This is a genomic window from Pseudomonas sivasensis (assembly GCF_052938085.1).
The window spans coordinates 2022766-2039562 of the sequence record NZ_CP176442.1; the positions used below are offsets into that span (position 1 = coordinate 2022766).

Genomic DNA, 16797 nt, shown 5'->3' on the forward strand with positions numbered 1-16797 from the left:
TGAGCGTTCATCTGTGCTAGCATCGCTCCCCTGGCTATTCCCGGGCGCGCCATTTGCCGCCTCGCCATGTTCTTTTTGTTCACTCCAGTCACTCTGGTTCGATTATCGGTTGGCCGAAAGGCTCCTGCCGCTGTAAGGCAGGCGTTCATCACTGAACGGCCTGGTATTGGATCTTGTACTGGCTCATCCCAACCCACGTGACCTTTGGTAGGGGTCACCACTAGGAGAGGAGGCGCCATGCCAACTATTACTCTTCCCGATGGCAGTCAACGTTCATTCGATCATGCTGTATCCGTATCCGAGGTCGCCGCATCCATTGGTGCCGGTCTGGCAAAGGCGACTGTGGCCGGCAAGGTCGACGGCAAACTGGTTGATGCCAGTGACCTGATCACCTCTGACGCCAGTCTGCAAATCATCACGCCCAAGGATCAAGAGGGGCTGGAGATCATTCGCCACTCTTGCGCGCACTTGATTGGCCATGCGGTCAAGCAGTTGTACCCAACCGCGAAGATGGTAATCGGTCCAGTTATCGAAGAAGGCTTCTATTACGACATCGCCTACGAACGTCCTTTCACTCCGGACGACATGGCTGCCATTGAGCAGCGCATGCACGCGCTGATCGAGAAAGATTACGACGTCATCAAGAAAGTCACCCCGCGCGCCGAAGTGATCGAAGTGTTCACTTCCCGTGGTGAGGACTACAAGCTGCGTTTGGTGGAAGACATGCCGGACGAGCAGGCCATGGGCCTGTACTACCACGAAGAATACGTCGACATGTGCCGTGGTCCGCACGTGCCGAACACACGCTTCCTCAAGTCATTCAAGCTGACCAAGCTGTCCGGCGCCTACTGGCGCGGCGATGCTAAGAATGAGCAGTTGCAACGTATCTATGGCACTGCCTGGGCTGACAAGAAGCAGCTGGCCGCCTATGTCCAGCGCATCGAAGAAGCTGAAAAACGCGATCACCGTAAGATCGGCAAGCGCCTGAATCTGTTCCACCTCCAGGAAGAAGCGCCGGGTATGGTGTTCTGGCATCCGAACGGCTGGACCCTGTATCAGGTGCTTGAGCAGTACATGCGCAAGGTGCAGCGTGATAACGGTTACCTGGAGATCAAGACCCCGCAGGTCGTTGATCGCAGCCTGTGGGAGAAATCCGGGCACTGGGCCAACTACGCCGACAATATGTTCACCACCCAGTCGGAAAATCGCGACTACGCCATTAAGCCAATGAACTGCCCATGCCACGTGCAGGTGTTCAACCAGGGCTTGAAGAGCTACCGCGAGTTGCCGATGCGCCTGGCCGAGTTCGGTGCTTGCCACCGTAACGAGCCGTCGGGTGCGCTGCACGGCATCATGCGCGTGCGCGGTTTCACTCAAGACGACGCCCACATCTTCTGCACAGAAGAGCAGATGCAGGCTGAATCCGCTGCGTTTATCAAGCTGACCATGGACGTTTATCGCGATTTCGGTTTCACCGACGTCGAGATGAAGCTGTCCACTCGTCCGGAAAAGCGTGTCGGTTCCGACGAGCTGTGGGATCGCGCCGAAGCGGCACTGGCCGCAGCGCTTGATAGTGCGGGGCTTGCGTACGACCTGCAGCCGGGGGAGGGCGCGTTTTACGGTCCGAAGATCGAGTTCTCGCTGAAAGATTGCCTTGGCCGCGTCTGGCAGTGTGGTACCCTGCAGCTCGATTTTAACCTGCCGATCCGTCTGGGAGCCGAATACGTCTCCGAAGACAACAGTCGTAAGCACCCGGTTATGCTGCACCGGGCGATCCTCGGCTCGTTCGAACGGTTCGTCGGGATCCTGATCGAGCACTACGAGGGTGCATTCCCCGCGTGGCTGGCTCCGACCCAGGCAGTGATCATGAATATCACTGATAAACAGGCAGAATTTGCCGCTGAAGTTGAAAAAACTCTCAACGAAAGCGGATTTCGTGCCAAGTCCGACTTGAGAAATGAAAAGATCGGCTTTAAAATCCGCGAGCATACTTTGCTCAAGGTCCCCTATCTTTTGGTTATTGGAGATCGGGAAGTCGAGATGCAGACTGTCGCTGTGCGTACTCGTGAAGGTGCTGACCTGGGCTCTATGCCCGTCGCCCAGTTCGCTGAGTTCCTCGCGCAAGCGGTTTCCCGGCGTGGTCGCCCAGATTCGGAGTAATTATTATTAAGCGTGAAATGAGACAAGATAAACGAGCTGCACCGAAAGCCCCGATCAACGAGAATATCTCGGCACGCGAGGTTCGGTTAATTGGCGCTGACGGCGAGCAGATTGGCATCGTCTCGATTGATGAAGCGCTTCGTATTGCAGAAGAGTCCAAGCTGGACTTGGTGGAAATCTCCGCCGATGCAATCCCACCTGTTTGTCGGGTGATGGACTACGGCAAGTCGATCTTCGAAAAGAAGAAGCAGGTTGCCGCGGCGAAGAAGAACCAAAAGCAGATTCAAGTAAAAGAAATCAAGTTTCGTCCAGGGACGGAGGAAGGGGATTACCAGGTAAAACTGCGCAACCTGGTACGTTTCCTGAGTGATGGGGACAGGGCCAAGGTATCCTTGCGATTCCGCGGCCGTGAGATGGCCCACCAGGAGCTGGGGATGGAACTCCTCAAGCGGGTTGAAGCTGACTTGCTTGAGTACGGTTCGGTCGAACAGCATCCTAAGATGGAAGGACGCCAACTGATCATGGTCATCGCCCCGAAAAAGAAGAAGTAATCAACAGGGCACGGCAGGCCTTCTGATTATGTTTATCAACTGAATGCGGAGTATCCGAACATGCCAAAGATGAAGACTAAAAGTGGTGCTGCTAAGCGGTTTCTGAAAACTGCTAACGGTATCAAGCATAAGCACGCTTTCAAGAGCCACATCCTGACCAAAATGTCGACCAAGCGTAAGCGTCAACTGCGCGGTAGCAGCTTGCTGCATCCGTCTGACGTGGCAAAAGTCGAGCGCATGCTGCGCCTTCGTTAATTTTGGATCAAGAATAGAGGAAGTAACTCATGGCTCGTGTTAAGCGTGGCGTCATGGCCCGTAAGCGTCACAAAAAAATTCTGAAACTTGCTAAAGGCTACTACGGCGCGCGTTCACGCGTATTCCGTGTTGCCAAACAAGCGGTAATCAAGGCAGGCCAATACGCCTACCGTGACCGTCGTCAGAAAAAACGTCAGTTCCGCGCTCTGTGGATCGCTCGTATCAACGCCGGTGCGCGTGTTAACGGTCTGTCCTACAGCCGTTTCATCGCTGGCCTGAAAAAAGCGTCCATCGAAATCGACCGTAAGGTTCTGGCTGAACTGGCCGTGAACGAAAAAGCGGTGTTTGCTGCGATTGTCGAGAAAGCTAAAGCCTCCTTGGCTTAAGTACCCCCGACAGTCACCTTGGGCTGCTCCTGTAGCCCAAGGTGGTAAACGTCATAAATAGGGGAAGAGCCTTCAAGCTCTTCCCCTATTTTGTATCTGGAGTCTGTACATGGAAAACCTGGACGCGCTCGTTGCTCAAGCTCTTGAGGCTGTGCAAAGCGCTGAAGATATCAATGCCCTGGAGCAAATCCGGGTTCACTACCTTGGCAAAAAGGGTGAATTGACTCAGGTGATGAAGACCCTGGGGAATTTGCCAGCCGAAGAGCGCCCGCAAGTCGGCGCGCTGATTAACGTTGCCAAGGAGCGCGTCACAGAGGTTCTCAATGCGCGCAAGGCGTCGATGGAGGAGGCCAATCTCGCGGCCAAACTCGCCGCCGAGTCTATTGATGTAACTTTGCCTGGCCGTGGCCAAGCCTCGGGCGGTCTACATCCGATCACCCGGACTCTGGAACGTATCGAGCAGTTCTTCACCCATATAGGCTATGGCATTGCCGAAGGCCCTGAGGTCGAAGACGACTATCACAACTTTGAGGCGCTCAACATCCCAGGCCATCACCCGGCCAGGTCGATGCACGACACCTTCTATTTCAACGCGAACATGCTGTTGCGCACCCATACCTCACCGGTACAGGTCCGCACCATGGAAGCGAACAAACCGCCGATCCGCATCGTCTGCCCAGGTCGCGTTTATCGTAGCGACTCCGATATCACCCACTCGCCGATGTTCCATCAGGTCGAAGGCCTGCTGGTTGATCGCGATATCAACTTCGCCGACCTCAAAGGCACCATCGAAGAGTTCCTGCGAGTGTTCTTCGAGAAAGAGCTGGCGGTACGTTTCCGTCCATCGTTCTTCCCGTTCACCGAGCCTTCCGCTGAAGTCGACATGGAATGCGTGATGTGCAGCGGTAAAGGCTGCCGAGTCTGCAAACAGACTGGTTGGCTGGAAGTGATGGGCTGCGGCATGGTTCACCCCAACGTGCTGCGCATGTCCGGAATCGACCCGGAAGAGTTCTCGGGCTTTGCCTTCGGCATGGGCGTTGAGCGTCTGGCCATGCTGCGTTACGGCGTGAACGACTTGCGTCTGTTCTTCGACAACGACTTGCGGTTCCTTGCGCAATTTCGCTAGTCGTAACGAATCTTTAGGAGAGCAGGATGAAATTCAGTGAACAATGGCTGCGCGGCTGGGTAAGCCCGCAGGTAGATCGCGACGCGCTGGTTGCTCGTCTGTCGATGGCCGGTCTTGAGGTCGATAGCGTAACGCCGGCCGCCGGTGTTTTCAGTGGCGTGGTTGTGGGCGAGGTGCTGAGCACCGAGCAGCACCCTGATGCAGACAAACTGCGTGTGTGCCAGGTCAGCAACGGGGCGGAACCTTTCCAGGTTGTGTGCGGAGCGCCAAACGTGCGTCCGGGTCTGAAGATTCCGTTTGCCATGATCGGTGCCGAACTGCCAGGCGACTTCAAGATCAAGAAGGCTAAGCTGCGCGGCGTTGAGTCCAACGGTATGCTGTGCTCCCAGGCGGAGCTGCAGGTAGGCGAAGGTAACGACGGCTTGATGGAGCTGCCGGCGGATGCGCCTGTTGGCCAGGACATTCGTGTCTACCTGAAACTGGAAGACGCCAGCATTGAGGTCGACCTGACCCCAAACCGTGGCGACTGCCTGTCCCTGGCTGGGCTGGCCCGTGAAGTGGGCGCGCTGTACAACGCCCCGGTTACCCGTCCAGTAGTTGCCGCCGTGCCTGCGGTACACGATGAAGTGCGTCCGATTGAGGTGCTAGCGCCAGCTGCCTGCCCACGTTACCTGGGCCGCGTAATTCGCAACGTCGACCTGTCCAAGCCAACTCCACTGTGGATGGTTGAGCGCCTGCGCCGCGCCGACGTACGCAGCATCGACGCTGCCGTCGACATCACCAACTACGTGATGCTTGAACTGGGCCAGCCGCTGCACGCCTTCGATCTCGCCGAAATCAATGGCGGCATCCGCGTACGCATGGCTGAAGAAGGCGAGAAGCTGGTTCTGCTCGACGGCCAGGAAGTCAGCCTGCGCGCCGACACCCTGGTGATCGCTGACCATTCCCGCGCTCTTGCGATCGCCGGCGTAATGGGTGGCGAGCACAGCGGTGTTTCCGCGACCACTCGCGATGTCTTCCTTGAAAGCGCATTCTTTGACCAAATCGCCATCGCTGGCAAGGCCCGTTCCTATGGCTTGCACACTGATGCGTCGCACCGTTACGAGCGTGGCGTAGACTGGAAGCTGGCCCGTGAAGCCATGGAGCGCGCCACTGGCCTGCTGCTGGATATTACCGGTGGCGAAGCCGGTCCGATCACCGAGACTGTCAGCCAACAGTACCTGCCATCTGTGGCACCGATCACCCTGCGCGCTAAAAGCGTTGAGCAAATGCTCGGCCTGGTCATCACACCGATTGAAATCGAGCAACTGTTGTCGGCCCTCGGGTTGAACATCTCTGCGGGCGGGGAAGGGCAGTGGCATGTTGAAGTGCCAAGCCATCGCTTCGATATCAGCCTGGAAGTCGATCTAATCGAAGAGTTGGCTCGTCTGTACGGTTACAACCGCCTGCCGGTTCGTTATCCGCAAGCGCGCCTGGCACCGCAACCCAAGGCCGAGGCGCGTGCGCACTTGCCAGAGTTGCGTCGTCTGCTGGTTGCCCGTGGTTACCAGGAAGCGGTGACCTACAGCTTCATCGATCCGAGACAGTTCGAACTGTTCAACCCTGGTGTCCAGCCCCTGTTGCTGGCCAACCCGATCTCCAACGACATGGCCGCGATGCGCTCGTCTCTATGGCCTGGCCTGGTGAAGGCCCTTTCCCACAACTTGAACCGCCAGCAAGACCGCGTGCGCATGTTTGAAAGTGGTCTGCGTTTCGTGGGTCAGTTGGACGGTTTGAAGCAAGAGCCGATGCTGGCCGGTGTTGTCTGCGGCAGTCGCTTGCCGGAGGGCTGGGCGCAGGGCCGCGATGCTGTGGACTTCTTCGACGTCAAGGCTGACGTGGAAGCCGTCCTTGGCTTTGCTGGTGCATTGGATGCGTTCACCTTCGTTCCTGGCAGCCACCCGGCGCTGCATCCAGGGCAGACTGCACGTATTGAACGTGAAGGTCGCTTGGTAGGCTTCGTCGGTGCTATCCACCCAGAATTGTCGAAAACCCTCGGTCTCGACCGTCCAGTATTCGTTTTCGAGTTGGTCCTGGCTGAAGTCGCCTCGGGCAAGATGCCTAAATTCAGCGAGCTGTCGCGCTTCCCAGAAGTGCGCCGCGACCTGGCACTGATCGCTGACCGTGAAGTTGCCGCCACTGCCGTTTTGGATGTTATCCGTGAAAATGCAGGGGAATGGCTGACAGACCTCAGGCTATTTGACGTCTATCAAGGTAAAGGCATTGATCCGCATAGAAAAAGCCTTGCAGTTGGCTTGACCTGGCAGCATCCATCGCGCACTCTTAATGACGATGAGGTGAATACCACGACACAAAATATCCTCACCTCGCTCGAACAAAGGTTGAACGCCACGTTAAGGAAGTGACGTATGGGGGCTTTGACGAAAGCTGAGATGGCGGAACGTCTGTACGAAGAGTTGGGTCTGAACAAGCGCGAGGCCAAGGAATTGGTCGAGCTGTTTTTTGAAGAAATCAGACACGCTCTGGAAGACAACGAACAGGTCAAATTGTCCGGTTTCGGCAACTTTGACCTGCGTGACAAACGCCAGCGGCCTGGCCGCAATCCAAAAACGGGAGAAGAAATCCCGATCACGGCTCGCCGTGTGGTCACCTTTCGTCCAGGGCAGAAGTTGAAGGCCCGAGTTGAGGCTTATGCTGGAACCAAGTCATAACGACGAACTACCCGTCATCCCAGGCAAACGCTACTTCACCATTGGTGAAGTCAGCGAGCTCTGTGCGGTAAAACCGCATGTGTTGCGCTACTGGGAGCAGGAGTTTCCTCAACTTAACCCCGTCAAACGCACAGGGAACCGTCGGTATTATCAGCGCCAGGATGTGCTGATGATCCGACAGATCCGCGCGTTGCTTTACGACCAGGGGTTCACCATCAGCGGCGCTCGCCAGCGCATGTCCGGTGATGAGGCCAAAGACGATACCACCCAATACAAGCAAATGATTCGCCAGATGATCTCCGAACTAGAAGATGTGCTGGTGGTTTTGAAGAAGTAATACAGGCTTTTAAATACTTCCACATTTCAAAAGCTTGCGGTATATTCCTGATCGCTTCGTTCAGAAGCGAACCCAGTAAAACGCCTAGTCGGGGCGTAGCGCAGTCCGGTAGCGCACTAGCATGGGGTGCTAGGGGTCGAGTGTTCGAATCACTCCGTCCCGACCATTATTCCTGAGTAATATCAGACACTTGAGCCGATCAGATAGATCGGCTTTTTTGTGCCTGCGCAAAACTGGCGCAAAACTACCCAGTGATTTCGCTGATATTCAGGTCCGGAATCGCCTCTGACCAGATGATTTCCTCATGGTCCCGCTGGTAGTTTTTGGTCATGCCCTCGCTCGCATGGCCAGCGATCTTTTGCCCATCCTTTCCGGCTTTCTTGTACAGGTGCAGCGACAGCGCTCGCACTTCGTGAAAGCCCGGCATTTCCTCTTCCTTCCATCCCGCGTAGAAGTTCGCCGCCTCCCTGGCCTCCTTGAATGCTCGCGTCAAATACCGCTCCTCAACCTTCGTCCAGTGGTCCTTTGTCTGCGCTTGCTTCTGTTTCAGCCGATCTGGTTTACGGTGCACCAAGTAGGGCGAGGCGTGCGCAGTAGTGGTCGAATTCTTTGAGGGTTAGCGACTGATCAACGAGGAACTGAGTGATCATCCGCTGAACAATTACCGCCTCTTCCTGAGTGCTTGCAGCGTGCTTGAGGATTTCGAGCGCGTCGTCGATAAGGATGTGAGCGCTCATAGGTTGCCATCCACGTCGTCTTCGAGCTCTTCCCGTTCTGCTGCAACCGCGTCAAAGGCGTAGGGCCTGTGCAAATCCATGGCGATTCGTTCCGCGGCTTCGATGGGACGCTGTTCGCCCATCAGTTCCGCAGCGTGCCCGCGTGAATCCGCCTGACTGCCAAGGATCGAGGAAAGGAACAGTCGAGCGAACGAATCACGCTCGTCCAGGTCGTCGATCTGGCGCTGATTCAGGATGCCCTGCAGGTAAGTGCAATACCGATCAAACGTCACCACCTGCGGTTGGCCGTGGCGACGCTTCCACTTGATGTCCATGCCGCACACCAACTGTTCCGCAGAATGTTCAAGCCACTCCTATTCCGGATTCGCGTCGCTGACCTCTGGAGGCAACTTAGCGTCGAAACGCTCCTGGCAAATCTTCAATGCTGCGTTCATGGTCGCCTCCAAGGTGGCGGGTTGTTCACCTGTATTCGTCAACACTCATGCCTCCCGCTGGTTGCCGATGGGCGCGGGGGAGGAGTGCTGACGTAACAGAGGTGGGGAAGGGGCCGGAATATCGCTTTTTGAGGGGGCTCGTCTTGTTTCAAATAAGTGGCAACGTATCTGAGGCTGTGCCAGCATCCGGCAATAAACTTTGGCAAGGAAGCTGAACAATGCTCGATGCTCTGGAAGGCACGCCACTGTGGGTTTACGGCGCATTTCTCTTGGTCTGCTACTACGGTTTGAGTGCCAGGAAAACCAGTCGTGAAAGTCAGCGGTCGCTGATCATCACACCGGTTGTTTTGGTGGTCTGGTCACTCCTTTCTCTCAGCTACGCGGACCGCGTTGAGTTGACCGTGGGCAGTTGGGTCACGGGAATGCTTTTAGGTGGCTTAGTCGCATTTGCACTATTTCCTCGACGCGGACTGACTTTGGACGAGGAGGGCAAGCACCTGATCGTTCCTGGGACATGGAAAGTTCTTGGTATCTCGCTTCTCTTTTTTGCCGTGAAATACTTCATCGGTTATCAAGCTGCCGTGCATCCAGAATTCTCGGCCACTGTGGGAATGCTCGCCCTTGCTGGTGCCGCATCAGGGTTTACGGTCGGCTTGTTCTGCGGACGCACGGGTGTCTTCTACTTGGCGTGGCATGCACTTCGAGATATCCATGAAAGCAAACGCACTATCTGAGCTCGGTCGTTGATAGCTCGATGCACTCTCATAGAGACGATCGGGCAGCAGCCTTGCAGTCGGCTGCCGTCATTCGATGACCGTCTTCGCACTCAACGACGCGACGGCCGTTAAAGAGCCTTTTCCGGCGCCGGTTGGTCGTTGGGTTGGGCGATGATTGTTTTGAGCTCTGCGCTCATGGGGAATTTGAGATTCAAGCCTTTGGGAGGGATGGGCTGAGTAAACCATTTATCGTAGATGGCGTTGATTTCACCCGAGACAAAAAGTGACTTGATCGAGTCATCCACGACTTTTTTGAGATCCGGATCACCCCGACGCATTGTGCAACCATAGATTTCGTTGGATTGCGGGGTGCCAGTCACCACCCAATCTTCCGGTTTCTTCGCCTTGGCCATCTCGCCCGCCAGCAATGCGTCGTCCTGCATAAACGCAATGGCGCGGCCGGACTCGAGCATTTGGTAAGACTCGCCAATGTCTTTGGCAGAGATTACGTTCATGTTCATCTTTTTCTCGGCATTCATGACCTTGAGCATCCGCTCGGCAGTGCTGCCAGCAGTAGTCACTACGTTCTTGCCGTTGAGATCTTGAAAGTCCTTGTAAACCGAATCCTTCCTGACCAACAGGCGGGTGCTGGCTTCAAAAATGCCGACCGAGAAGTCGACCTGCCGAGCTCTCTCGGCGGTATTGGTTGTGGAGCCGCACTCCAGGTCCACAGTGCCGTTTTGCACCAGTGGGATACGCGTCTGTGATGTCACCAGGTTGTACTGTACGTTCAGCTTGGGCATACCGAGTTCTTGCTTGATAGCCTCGACAATCTTTAATTGAATGTCATGGGAGTAGCCCACCGGCTGACCGGATCCGTCGGCTATATAAGAGAACGGAATGGACGAGTCTCGGTGACCCAGGGTGATGGTCCCCGAGGTCTTGATTTTCTTAAGCGTGCCGGTGGGTTCGGCAGCCATGAGGGCAGTACTACTTAAGGTCACAGTCAGGGTAACGCCCAGGATTGCAGGGAAGGCACGCATCAAAAGCTCCTCATTAGGGTGAAGCGAGAGGTCTCGCGGGGCTTGGCGACTCGCTTGTTGTTAGTGACGGTCCAGCCAGACGGTCTGTGCATTACAGAGTTCGCGCACACCGAAATGCGACAGTTCACGGCCAAAACCGCTTTTCTTTACGCCGCCGAAAGTGACGCGTGGATCGGTTGCGCAATAGCCATTGATGAATACGCCTCCGGTTTTCAGTTCGCCGGCCAGCTTCTGGGCAAGTTCGACATTGCTCGTGTAGATGGTCGAGGCGAGCCCGAATTCACTGTCATTGGCCAGTTCCAGAGCATGTGCGGCGTCCCGCGCAGTGATGATCGATGCCACGGGTCTAAGGCCAGAAACGTTAGTCATGACACCGTCCTTTAGGATGGGAATGGATGCATAGCTTTTAAGCAACAGCGCCGGTTTTGAATCAGATCGCGCGAGCCAAAATGGATTGTGCGCGACCAATGACCGGCGCATCGACCATTTGCCCATCCAGCACGAAAACGCCTTCACCTGAACGAGCGGCTTCGATAATGCGTTGCGCCCAGTGCAATTCTTCCTGGCTTGGTTTCAGCGCCTGATGAATGATCGCGACTTGGGTTGGATGGATACACAGCGCGCCACCAAAGCCCATGTCGCGTGCAAAATGAACAGCACGTAGCAGCCCTGCGGTGTCCTGGATCGACGGAAATACCCCATCCAACGCTGGAGCGAGCGCGGCAACCCGGGTTGCAAGCAAAACGGCGTAGCGCGCATGGCTAAGGATTTCTTCAGCGGCAGGGCTGCCAGTAGACAGGTTCAGGTCCAGACCCAGATCCAGACTACCGAACGACAACCGCTCAACGCCTTGAGTGCCGGCAATTTCGTTGAGTGCTGACAAGCCCTTCGCGCTCTCGATGATTGGCCAAATCGGTTTTTCGGTACCGGCAGCTGTGGTGACCTGTTTCGCGCTTTCTGCTTTGGGCAGCAGAATTCCGATAACGCCGGCGTGGCGTCGGCAAAGATCCAGATCCGCAACATGCGCCCAGTGATCCGGGGCATTCACTCGGACCAGAATCCGTGCATCCGGGGCTTCGCTCAGGAACGCGTCGAGATTATCCCTCGCCTGCTCCTTGAGGTTTTCTTGCACGGCATCTTCCAAGTCAACGATGACTCGATCCGCTCCGGTGGCAATAGCTTTTGAGATGCGCTCTGGTCGAGTGGCCGGCACAAACAGGGCGGAGCGAACAATTGATTCGCTCATGGCGTTGCTCCATTGCTGAACTCGATCTCTCCAATCTGTGCTGTGCCGTCCTGATTGCCAGCCCAGACCTGTGCCTTGCCGTTTTCGATTAGACGTCCGCCCACCTCGAAAGGCTTAGGCGAAATCAGAGGTCGTACTCCGCGGAATGCGAAACGCTCCAGGCGCGCAGTTGGATGCGCTTTGGTAAAGGCACGCAAACTCAACGTGGCGATCAATGGACCATGTACCACCAGCCCCGGATAACCTTCGTTCTCTGTCACATACGGCCAGTCATAGTGAATACGATGACCATTGAAGGTCACTGCGGAATAACGAAACAGCAGGGTTGGAGTGGGCTCTATCCGTTCCTGCCATTGGCCTTCAGGTAGCTTTTCTGTACCGTTCAGTTTGGGCGGGGAAGGTTCACGGTAAACAATGTCCTGATCGTCTTGAAGGGCGCGTTTGCCGTCCTGGAAAAACTCATGGCGTACTGTGACGAACAATAAGGAACCCGTGCGACCGTGCTTCTCCTCGACGTTGAGGATGGTCGATACACAGGTCACTTCAGCATCCACTTTTAATGGCTGGAAAAACTCAATTCGGCTTCCCGCCCACATGCGATTGCGGTTATGGGCCGGCGGCAAAAATCCCCCAAGCGCTGGATGGCCGTCCGGCCCCAGTTCGCTGGCACCCACCGGCTCCTGAAAAAATGCCCAGTGCCACAGGGGCGGCAGCGGCTCACCGGGTTGTGGTGCCGACTCGCCCAATGTCGCGGCAATGCGTCTGACCAGAATGAAACTGATCCGGTCCTGGCTTTCCTGACGTCGTCCAATCCAGGCGGAAAAATCGGAACTGATGCTCATATTCTTTGCTCCAATCGGTCAGTGATCAGGCCAGGGTGGCCATTTCTGGAATCGCTTCAAAAAGATCCGCCACCAAGCCGTAATCGGCCACCTGGAAGATCGGCGCTTCCTCGTCCTTGTTGATCGCAACGATCACTTTGGAGTCTTTCATGCCGGCCAGGTGCTGGATCGCGCCGGAGATACCGACGGCGATGTACAGCTGTGGAGCAACGATCTTGCCGGTCTGACCGACCTGCATGTCGTTCGGAACAAAACCGGCGTCGACCGCGGCGCGCGAAGCACCCACGGCAGCGCCCAGCTTGTCGGCCAGGGCGTACAGGTGTTTGAAATTGTCGCCGTTCTGCATGCCGCGGCCGCCGGAAACGACGATCTTGGCAGCGGTCAGTTCCGGACGATCGGACTTGGCCAGTTCTTCGCCAACAAAGCTGGAGATGCCAGCGTCGTGGGCAGCGGAGACGGCTTCAACGGCAGCCGAACCACCTTCAGCAGCAACCGGGTCGAAACCGGTGGCACGCACAGTTATCACCTTGATCGCAGCGGTCGATTGCACGGTAGCGATGGCGTTACCGGCGTAGATCGGACGCTTGAAAGTGTCTGTGCTTTCGACCGAGATGATCTCGGAAATCTGGTCAACGTCCAGCTGGGCGGCAACGCGCGGCAGGATGTTTTTGCCGTTGGAAGTGGCGGCAGCCAGGATGTGGCTGTAACCAGCGCCCAGCTCGGCTACCAGCGAAGCAACGTTTTCCGGCAGCTGATGCGCGTAAGCGGCATTGTCAGCGTTCAGGACTTTGCTCACGCCAGCGATTTTCGCAGCGGCTTCAGCCACGGCGCCAGCGTCCTGGCCTGCAACCAGAACGTGGATGTCACCGCCGATTTTTGCAGCAGCAGCCACGGTGTTCAGCGTGGCCGGAGCCAGCACTTTATTGTCGTGTTCAGCAATAACCAAGATAGTCATTTCAGGCTCCTAACTCAAAGTACCTTCGCTTCGTTTTTCAGTTTCTCGACCAGTTCCGCCACCGACTTGACCTTGATACCCGTGCTGCGTGCAGCAGGCGCTTCGACTTTTACGGTCTTGTTGGTGGAGGCGGTGGAAACGCCCAAAGCGTCCGGAGTCAGCACTTCGAGAGGCTTCTTCTTGGCTTTCATGATGTTTGGCAGGGACGCGTAGCGCGGCTCGTTCAAACGCAGGTCGGTGGTGACGATGGCTGGCAGTTTCAGGGAAACCGTCTGTGCGCCGCCGTCGATTTCGCGGGTGACAGCAACGCTGCCGCCGCTGATTTCGACTTTCGAAGCGAACGTGCCCTGACCGTAGCCGCTCAATGCAGCGAGCATCTGGCCAGTCTGGTTGTTGTCGCTGTCGATGGCTTGCTTGCCAAGGATCACCAGCTGCGGCTGTTCCTTGTCGACAACCGCTTTCAACAGTTTGGCAACCGCCAGGGACGTCAGATCTTCAGCGGATTCGACGAGGATGGCACGGTCGGCACCCAGAGCCAGCGCGGTGCGCAGTTGCTCTTGAGCGGTGGTCGGGCCGATGGAGACGACGATGATTTCAGTCGCAACACCTTTCTCTTTCAGGCGTACGGCTTCTTCCACTGCGATTTCGCAGAACGGGTTTATCGACATCTTGACGTTGGCGAGGTCTACGCCGGAATTGTCCGCCTTGACGCGAACCTTGACGTTGTAGTCGACCACTCGTTTCACAGCTACCAGCATTTTCATTGGGCAGTGTTCTCTCGAAAAACTTTGATCGTTGCAGGCAGGTTTTTTGTTTTCAGATGAAGGCTAAATCGCCCCGGCTGCGCGCATTAGTTCAATACGGTCTGTATCCAGCCCCAGTTCCCTGAGCACCTGTTCGGTGTGCTGACCGAGACCCGGTACGGCATCCATACGTGGCTCGAACGCGCTGTTGCTGCCGGGAGGTATCAAGCTCGGGACGGTACCGGCGGAGGTTTCGACTTCCCGCCAGCGATCACGCGCCTGAAGTTGCGGATGGTCCCAAACACCTTGCATGTCATTGACCCGAGCATTAGCAATTTGCGCATGCTCCAATCGATCAAACACGGCATCGAAATTGAGTGTGGAGAACGATTCAACGATGAGTGCCCGCAGCGCCTGGCGGTTTTCGACGCGCTTGAAGTTGGCAGAGAAGCGTTCATCTTTCGCCAGTTCAGGGGTAAGCAGTACCTTGTCGCAAAACAGCCGCCACTCTCGTTCGTTCTGCAACCCCAGCATGACTGTGGTGCCGTCACCGATAGGGAAGGGGCCATAGGGGTAAATCGTGGCGTGCGCGGCGCCGGCGCGAGGGGGAGGGGGAGAGCCGTTGTAGGCGTAGTACATCGGGTAGTTCATCCACTCGACCAGGCTTTCCAGCATGGACACATCAAGGTGGCTACCTTCGCCAGTGCGTCCACGCAACAGCAAGGCAGACAGAATTCCGGTGTAGGCGTACATGCCGGCCGCGATGTCAGCAATCGAGCAACCTGCCTTGGCCATTTCTTCCTCACCTGGTCCGCCGGTGACCGACAGGAAACCGCCTTCGCTTTGGATCAACAGGTCATAGGCTTTTTTCTTTTCATACGGGCCGCCTGCGCCGTAGCCTGAAATGTCACAAACGATCAGGCGCGGAAACCGCTGATGCAAAGCCTCAAATGAAAGTCCCATTCGTGCTGCGGCACCCGGCGCCAGGTTCTGCACCAGGACATCGGCAGTGGCCAGCAAGCTGTCCAGCACCTCGGTGGCCGAATCTTGTTTCAGATCGAGGGTCAGGCTTTCTTTCGAACGATTGGTCCAGACAAAGTGCGAGGCGAGACCGTTGACGCGTTGGTCGTACCCTCTGGCGAAGTCACCCGTGCCTGGGCGTTCGACCTTGATCACGCGCGCGCCAAGATCGGCCAATTGTCGGGTGCAGAAGGGAGCTGCAATGGCATGTTCAAGGCTGACGACGGTAATGCCATCGAGCGGACGGACGCCTTTGGATTGGCTCATGATTATTATCTCTTTTGTCATGGCTCCCCAGTCGCGCCTGTTCGAGCCGACGCGCTGGGTTTTACGCTGATCCTTTAAAAGGAGCGCGGCAGTTCAAGCAGGTGTTCGGCAACGTACGACAGGATCAGGTTGGTGGAGATGGGCGCCACCTGATACAGACGGGTTTCACGGAATTTGCGCTCGACGTCGTACTCGCAGGCAAAGCCAAAACCGCCGTGAGTCTGCAAGCACGCATTGGCGGCTTCCCAAGAGGCTTTCGCCGCCAGGTACTTGGCCATATTGGCACTGGCCCCGGCGTTGATACCGCTGTCGTATTCCTCGCAAGCACGCCAGCGCATCAGGTCAGCCGCTTCGATTTCAATGTGTGCTTCAGCGATGGGGAACTGAACGCCCTGGTTCTGCCCGATAGGGCGTCCGAACACGACGCGATCACGCGCATAGGCGCTGGCTTTTTCGATAAACCAGCGGCCGTCACCAATGCATTCGGCTGCGATCAGTGTGCGCTCGGCGTTCAGTCCGTCCAGGATGTAGCGGAAACCTTTGCCTTCCTCGCCGATGAGGCTATCGGCAGGAATTTCCAGGTTGTCGAAGAACAGTTCGTTGGTTTCGTGATTGACCATGTTGGCGATCGGCTGCACGGTCATGCCGTTGCCGATGGCCTCCCGTAGATCGACGAGGAAGATCGACATGCCCTCGGATTTTTTCTTCACGTCGGCCAACGGCGTGGTACGCGCCAGCAAGATCATCAGGTCGGAGTGCTGGACCCGCGAGATCCACACCTTCTGTCCGTTGATCACGTACTTGTCACCGCGTTTGATCGCTGTGGTCTTGATCTTGGTGGTGTCGGTGCCAGTGGTGGGTTCAGTGACGCCCATCGATTGCAGGCGCAATTCGCCGCTGGCCAGTTTCGGCAGGTAGTAGCTTTTCTGCGCCTCGCTGCCGTGTCGTAGCAGGGTGAACATGTTGTACATCTGGCCGTGCACGGTGCCGGAATTACCGCCGCAGCGGTTCACTTCTTCCAGGATTACCGAGGCCTCAGCCAGCCCGAGGCCGGAGCCACCATATTCGACAGGGATCATCGCTGCCAGCCAACCTGCGTCGGTCAGAGCCTTGACGAAGGTTTCCGGAAAACCTTTTTCCTCATCGACTTTACGCCAGTAAGCTGCATCGAATTCAGCGCACAGAGCGCGTACGCCCTCGCGGATGGCATTGAGTTCTTCAGAGTTGTGATCAGTCATTATTATTCTCCTCCACGCGTCACGCACAGC

19 protein-coding genes, 1 tRNA gene and 2 pseudogenes are annotated in these 16797 nt (G+C 56.5%); 10 read left to right on the forward strand and 12 right to left on the reverse strand.

Annotated elements, in window-relative coordinates:
- The first annotated feature begins 237 nt into the window (after nucleotides 1-237).
- From thrS to ACKZ62_RS09550, 9 genes are all read left to right on the forward strand, one after another.
- Complete coding sequence (gene thrS, locus ACKZ62_RS09510) at nucleotides 238-2160, forward strand: threonine--tRNA ligase (protein ID WP_095185580.1); 1923 nt, start codon at nucleotides 238-240, stop codon at nucleotides 2158-2160.
- Complete coding sequence (gene infC / locus ACKZ62_RS09515) at nucleotides 2160-2711, forward strand: translation initiation factor IF-3 (RefSeq protein ID WP_015884933.1); 552 nt, start codon at nucleotides 2160-2162, stop codon at nucleotides 2709-2711. The genes thrS and infC overlap by 1 nt, the downstream gene beginning before the upstream one ends.
- A gap of 60 nt (nucleotides 2712-2771) precedes the next feature.
- The gene (rpmI, locus tag ACKZ62_RS09520) at nucleotides 2772-2966 is read left to right on the forward strand and encodes a 50S ribosomal protein L35 (protein ID WP_002553160.1); all 195 of its coding nucleotides are present in this window, start codon (nucleotides 2772-2774) and stop codon (nucleotides 2964-2966) included.
- A gap of 29 nt (nucleotides 2967-2995) precedes the next feature.
- Complete coding sequence (gene rplT / locus ACKZ62_RS09525) at nucleotides 2996-3352, forward strand: 50S ribosomal protein L20 (protein WP_003192488.1); 357 nt, start codon at nucleotides 2996-2998, stop codon at nucleotides 3350-3352.
- 109 nt (nucleotides 3353-3461) lie between these two features.
- Nucleotides 3462-4478: a phenylalanine--tRNA ligase subunit alpha gene (gene pheS / locus ACKZ62_RS09530; RefSeq protein ID WP_447096579.1), complete on the forward strand. Its 1017-nt coding sequence runs from the start codon at nucleotides 3462-3464 to the stop codon at nucleotides 4476-4478.
- Between the two features lie 26 nt (nucleotides 4479-4504).
- Nucleotides 4505-6883, forward strand: a complete 2379-nt coding sequence (pheT, locus tag ACKZ62_RS09535; RefSeq protein ID WP_447096580.1) for a phenylalanine--tRNA ligase subunit beta — start codon at nucleotides 4505-4507, stop codon at nucleotides 6881-6883.
- 3 nt (nucleotides 6884-6886) lie between these two features.
- Nucleotides 6887-7189 (forward strand): integration host factor subunit alpha, encoded by a 303-nt coding sequence (gene ihfA, locus ACKZ62_RS09540; protein ID WP_002553164.1) that lies wholly within the window; start codon nucleotides 6887-6889, stop codon nucleotides 7187-7189.
- On the forward strand, nucleotides 7170-7526 hold the full coding sequence (locus tag ACKZ62_RS09545) for a MerR family transcriptional regulator (protein ID WP_003219935.1): 357 nt from the start codon (nucleotides 7170-7172) through the stop codon (nucleotides 7524-7526). The genes ihfA and ACKZ62_RS09545 overlap by 20 nt, the downstream gene beginning before the upstream one ends.
- A gap of 89 nt (nucleotides 7527-7615) precedes the next feature.
- A tRNA-Pro gene (locus ACKZ62_RS09550) sits at nucleotides 7616-7692 on the forward strand.
- Between the two features lie 78 nt (nucleotides 7693-7770).
- Here ACKZ62_RS09550 and ACKZ62_RS09555 read toward each other — a convergent pair.
- The 4 genes and pseudogenes from ACKZ62_RS09555 to ACKZ62_RS09570 form a co-directional block, all read right to left on the reverse strand.
- Nucleotides 7771-8112 (reverse strand): annotated as a pseudogene (locus ACKZ62_RS09555) (integrase); the annotation flags it as partial.
- Entirely contained in the window at nucleotides 8087-8263 is a 177-nt protein-coding gene (locus tag ACKZ62_RS09560; RefSeq protein ID WP_095185582.1) for a hypothetical protein, read from the reverse strand. The gene ACKZ62_RS09560 and the pseudogene ACKZ62_RS09555, both read right to left, overlap by 26 nt.
- Nucleotides 8260-8577 (reverse strand): hypothetical protein, encoded by a 318-nt coding sequence (locus ACKZ62_RS09565; protein ID WP_447096581.1) that lies wholly within the window; start codon nucleotides 8575-8577, stop codon nucleotides 8260-8262. Before ACKZ62_RS09565 ends, ACKZ62_RS09560 begins: the two co-directional genes overlap by 4 nt.
- 39 nt (nucleotides 8578-8616) lie before the next feature.
- On the reverse strand, nucleotides 8617-8742 hold the full coding sequence (locus ACKZ62_RS09570) for a hypothetical protein (RefSeq protein WP_447096582.1): 126 nt from the start codon (nucleotides 8740-8742) through the stop codon (nucleotides 8617-8619).
- A gap of 173 nt (nucleotides 8743-8915) precedes the next feature.
- Between ACKZ62_RS09570 and ACKZ62_RS09575 the strand changes: the two genes are divergently transcribed.
- Nucleotides 8916-9431 carry a hypothetical protein gene (locus tag ACKZ62_RS09575; RefSeq protein ID WP_339484085.1) on the forward strand — a complete coding sequence of 172 codons (516 nt, stop codon included), beginning with the start codon at nucleotides 8916-8918 and terminating at the stop codon, nucleotides 9429-9431.
- Between the two features lie 110 nt (nucleotides 9432-9541).
- Here the strand turns inward: ACKZ62_RS09575 and ACKZ62_RS09580 are convergent, their stop codons facing one another.
- The 8 genes and pseudogenes from ACKZ62_RS09580 to ACKZ62_RS09615 form a co-directional block, all read right to left on the reverse strand.
- Complete coding sequence (locus ACKZ62_RS09580) at nucleotides 9542-10456, reverse strand: transporter substrate-binding domain-containing protein (RefSeq protein ID WP_099602682.1); 915 nt, start codon at nucleotides 10454-10456, stop codon at nucleotides 9542-9544.
- A 60-nt stretch (nucleotides 10457-10516) separates the two neighbouring features.
- Nucleotides 10517-10801 (reverse strand): annotated as a pseudogene (locus tag ACKZ62_RS09585) (aldehyde dehydrogenase family protein); the annotation flags it as partial.
- 85 nt (nucleotides 10802-10886) lie between these two features.
- Nucleotides 10887-11702 carry an HpcH/HpaI aldolase/citrate lyase family protein gene (locus ACKZ62_RS09590; RefSeq protein WP_179178701.1) on the reverse strand — a complete coding sequence of 272 codons (816 nt, stop codon included), beginning with the start codon at nucleotides 11700-11702 and terminating at the stop codon, nucleotides 10887-10889.
- A complete protein-coding gene (locus ACKZ62_RS09595) occupies nucleotides 11699-12544 on the reverse strand; it encodes an HTD2 family dehydratase (protein WP_447096583.1) in 846 nt (281 codons plus the stop codon). Before ACKZ62_RS09595 ends, ACKZ62_RS09590 begins: the two co-directional genes overlap by 4 nt.
- 25 nt (nucleotides 12545-12569) lie before the next feature.
- The gene (locus ACKZ62_RS09600; RefSeq protein ID WP_401380221.1) at nucleotides 12570-13499 is read right to left on the reverse strand and encodes an electron transfer flavoprotein subunit alpha/FixB family protein; all 930 of its coding nucleotides are present in this window, start codon (nucleotides 13497-13499) and stop codon (nucleotides 12570-12572) included.
- A gap of 14 nt (nucleotides 13500-13513) precedes the next feature.
- A complete protein-coding gene (locus tag ACKZ62_RS09605) occupies nucleotides 13514-14263 on the reverse strand; it encodes an electron transfer flavoprotein subunit beta/FixA family protein (protein ID WP_401380219.1) in 750 nt (249 codons plus the stop codon).
- A 63-nt stretch (nucleotides 14264-14326) separates the two neighbouring features.
- The gene (locus ACKZ62_RS09610; RefSeq protein ID WP_163033175.1) at nucleotides 14327-15529 is read right to left on the reverse strand and encodes a CaiB/BaiF CoA transferase family protein; all 1203 of its coding nucleotides are present in this window, start codon (nucleotides 15527-15529) and stop codon (nucleotides 14327-14329) included.
- 74 nt (nucleotides 15530-15603) lie between these two features.
- Nucleotides 15604-16767, reverse strand: a complete 1164-nt coding sequence (locus ACKZ62_RS09615; RefSeq protein WP_032886957.1) for an acyl-CoA dehydrogenase family protein — start codon at nucleotides 16765-16767, stop codon at nucleotides 15604-15606.
- Between the last annotated feature and the right edge of the window lie 30 nt (nucleotides 16768-16797).